This window comes from Roseateles sp. P5_E11 (genome assembly GCF_054049355.1).
In genome coordinates this window covers 1-3572 of sequence record NZ_JBFUMO010000584.1, presented here as the reverse complement: position 1 = coordinate 3572, position 3572 = coordinate 1, and the positions used below count along the sequence as shown (strand labels likewise).

Annotated in this window: 4 protein-coding genes; all 4 read right to left on the bottom strand. The window is 69.8% G+C overall.

Annotated features, from left to right (window positions below):
* Window positions 1-1450: serine hydrolase domain-containing protein (locus ACXJKR_RS27380; RefSeq protein WP_457325511.1), on the bottom strand; the 1450-nt coding region annotated here is incomplete at its 3' end.
* 50 nt (window positions 1451-1500) lie between these two features.
* Complete coding sequence (gene dusA, locus ACXJKR_RS27375; protein WP_056196727.1) at window positions 1501-2454, bottom strand: tRNA dihydrouridine(20/20a) synthase DusA; 954 nt, start codon at window positions 2452-2454, stop codon at window positions 1501-1503.
* Between the two features lie 120 nt (window positions 2455-2574).
* Window positions 2575-3156 carry a lectin-like protein gene (locus ACXJKR_RS27370; RefSeq protein WP_457325510.1) on the bottom strand — a complete coding sequence of 194 codons (582 nt, stop codon included), beginning with the start codon at window positions 3154-3156 and terminating at the stop codon, window positions 2575-2577.
* An 86-nt stretch (window positions 3157-3242) separates the two neighbouring features.
* On the bottom strand, window positions 3243-3572 hold a 330-nt coding region (locus ACXJKR_RS27365), incomplete at its 5' end, for an enoyl-CoA hydratase/isomerase family protein (protein WP_457325509.1).

Here is a 3572-nt window from a genome sequence, read left to right as displayed (position 1 = left end):
GCGAGTCCTCGCGCACGCCCTGGTCACCATAGAGCTGCATCGTCACCGCGCCGGCCTCACCGCGCTGGAAGCCAACGCGCACGCCGGTGGGATGGATGAACTGCAGCGGCACGCCATCGGCGGCGATGGGCGTCAGCGCCAGACGGTCACCGTTGGGAAACACCAGGGTCAGCTGCGCCTTGGCCTGTTCAATCTGCACGCGCACCCCCATGGCGGCGAACAGGTAGCGCCCAGCGAGGCCTTGCAGAGCCGCCTCGTCCACGGCAGCCCGGCGCACGCGCGTCTCGCGGAACTGCGTCCAGCCATAGGCGCGTGACACGGCCGCCAGCAGTTCAGCGCTCAGCGCCCGGCCCGCTTCGGCGTTGGCCAGGTAGACCACACCATCACCTGTGTGCAGGTTGATGGCCATGCCGGCGTTGTAGCCCGTCGTGCCGCCGTAGTGGACGAGGAACTGTTGCTCGCCGTCGCCGACGAGCCTGAATCCATAGAGGTGCCCCTCGACGGGCGTGTCCAGCAGCGCGCGCATGCTGGACTTGCGGAACACCTGGCTGCGGCCCTGCCAGCCCTTGCGCAGTTCCGTCAGCAGCGTGGCGAGGTCGCCCGCGTCGGACCACAGGCCGGCCGCGGCGCTTTCGGGCAGGTGCAGCCAGCCGCCCGGTACCGGCGCGGCGTCGCCCTGGTGGCCGGCCGCCACATCGCCACCGGCGCTTTGGCGCTGCAGTGCGAACGTGGCATGGCGCAGGCCAAGCGGCTGGAACAGCCAGCGCTGCATCAGCGGCTCGAAGGCCAGCTTCTGGCTGTCCTGCATGGCGATCTGGGCCAGCGTGTAGCCGCCGCCGGAATAGCGCAGCTGCTCGCCGGGCGGCAGCACGACCTCGGGCCGCGGCGTGTTCGTGCCCGGTGCCGCGGTCGCCACCTCCAACACTGTCGGCACGGGGCCGGCCTGGGCGTAGCCGGGGTAGCCCCCCGGCGTGATGCCCGCGGTGTGCGCGAGCAGCCCGCGCAACGTGACGGGGTGATCGGGCGTCTGCCGGCCCGCAGGCAGGCGCAGCGACGTGAGCAGGCCGTTGACGTCGCGGTCCCAGTCCAGCCGGCCAGCGTCCTGCAGGCGCAGCGCGGCAAGCACCGTGACGGGCTTGGCCAGTGAGCCGGCCTGGAACAGCGTGGCGCAACTGACAGCCGGCGCCTGCATCGCACGKCGGCCGTACACGGCCACCCAGTCCACCTCACCGCCGCGCAGCACCGCCACGGCCAGGCCGGGCACGCCGTGCTCGGCCATGCGGGCGGCCAGCGTCCGCGGCTGCTCCTCGCCGTCGAACACCACCGCAGGCAGCAGGCCCTGCTCGACGGCTTGCCGGCGGGCGGCAGCGCCCGGCTGTTCTTTGCAGGGTGCGGCATGGGCACTGCCCGCCACGGCGAGGCACAGCGCCAGGGCGGCGGTTCGGGTCATGGAAGGATGCATGCTCACATGCTCGCCGAGGGCCGCGCCGCGGCCGGTCGTCATGCCGCGACCGACGTGCCTTGCACACGCGCCGCGTTGGCGCGCTCGGCCACCTCACGCGGCGGCAGGGTCTTCAGGCGATGGTCGCTCCAGACCTGGCGCCAGCGGCGTGCGCCGGGCGTGCCGTTCCACAGGCCGAGCGCGTGGCGCATCGCATGGGACCAGGAGCGGCCAGCGGCATGCACGCGATCCAGGTAATCCAGCCAGGCGTCTTCGACCTGCTCGCGCGACGCCGCCGGGTCAGGCTGGCCGAAGAAGCGCGAGTCCCACTGCGCCATGCTCCAGGGCTCGTGATAGGCCTCGCGGCCGATCATGACGCCGTCCAGCACGGCCAGCTGCTCGGCGATCTGGTCCGGCGTCTTCAGGCCGCCGTTGATGGCGATGGTCAGCTGCGGGAATTCGCGCTTGAGCTGCTCCACCAGCTCGTAGCGCAGCGGTGGGATCTCGCGGTTTTCCTTCGGAGAAAGGCCCTGCAGCCAGGCATTGCGGGCATGCACGATGAAGACTTCGCAGCCGGCCTCGGCAACGGTGGCGACGAAGTCGCGGACGAAGTCGTAGCTCTCAATCTTGTCGATGCCGATGCGGTGCTTGACGGTGACCGGCAGCGAGGTGGCATCGCGCATGGCCTTGACGCAGTCGGCCACCAGCTGGGGTTCGGCCATCAGGCAGGCCCCGAAGGCGCCCTTCTGCACTCGCTCGCTGGGGCAGCCGCAGTTCAGGTTGACCTCGTCATAGCCCCAGCGCTCGGCAAGCCTGGCGCAGGCGGCCAAGTCGGCGGGATCGCTGCCACCCAGCTGCAGCGCGACCGGGTGTTCGGTGTCGTTGAAGTCGAGATGGCGCGGCTGGTCGCCATGCAGCAAGGCGCCGGTCGTCACCATCTCGGTGTAGAGCAGCGCATGGCGGGTGATGAGCCGATGGAAATGGCGGCAATGGCGATCGGTCCAGTCCATCATCGGCGCGACGGACAGGCGCCAGGGAGAAAAAGCAGTCACGCAGCGGATTATCCCGGCCCGCAAATGGCAACGCCCGCGTCGGGCTGACGCGGGCGTTGAGAAATGCTGAACCGTGAGGGCTTAGCGGTTGCGGCGGCGGGACACGCCAACGCCCGCCAGGGCGGCCGCCATCACCAGGGCCAGGCTGGCCGGCTCGGGCACGGTGCCGGGGGCGGCGCTGAACTCGACCAGATAGCCGTTGATCTGGCCAGCATTGCCCGGGCCGCCGTGGTCGTTCCAGCCCATGACGGCGCCGAAGTTGGTCTGCAGGTAGTTCTCGCCACCGCAGCAGTTGTTCGGCTCGCCCGGATTCCAGCTGGTGTAGGTCAAGGCCTGGCCGTTCTCGGGACCATCACGCCAGGTGAAAGTGCCTTCATTGCCGGCGTCCGAAGCGCCCAGCCATGCCAGGATGCCACCGGCCACGGTGACGGAAGCGAAGCGGTTTTCGCCGGCGCTGGTGATGGTGGCCAGGTAGCCGGTCATGCCCAGATAGCTCGCGCTCTGGGCCGCCGTGAAGGCATCGTCCCAGCTGACGTTGGCGTCGAAGAACTCGTAGTAGTGGTCATTGCCGCCGGAGGCGGAATCCCACAGCACCGGCGAGGCTTGGGCAGCCTGGCCGAACAGGCCGGTGGCCAGCAAGGCCGTCATGAGCACTTTGCGCATTGTTGTCTCCGTCGAACGTGAAAAATTTTCGCGAGTGTGTGGAGATGCCCGCGCCAGGCCAACCCCCGATCCAGGGGGCGACAGCTTCAGCTCAGGTCGCGCAACGGATGCTCGTTCGCAGGCCAGGGACTGACGAAGAAGGCGGCCACCTCACCCGCGTCCAGATCGGCGACCGAGGCTGGGCTCCAGCGCGGTGCGTGATCCTTGTCGACCGCCAGCGCGCGAATGCCTTCGACGGTCTCGCTGCGGGCCGCGCCGCGCAAATGGAAGGCGTGGTGCACCAGATCACGCTCCAGGCGCAGATCGTCGGCCAGGCCGAGCTTGCGGCCGCGGCGCACAAGCTCCAGCGTCACCGCCATCATGGTTGGCGAGCGGGTCAACAGCGTCTCGCGGGTCTGGTGCGCCCAGTCGTCATC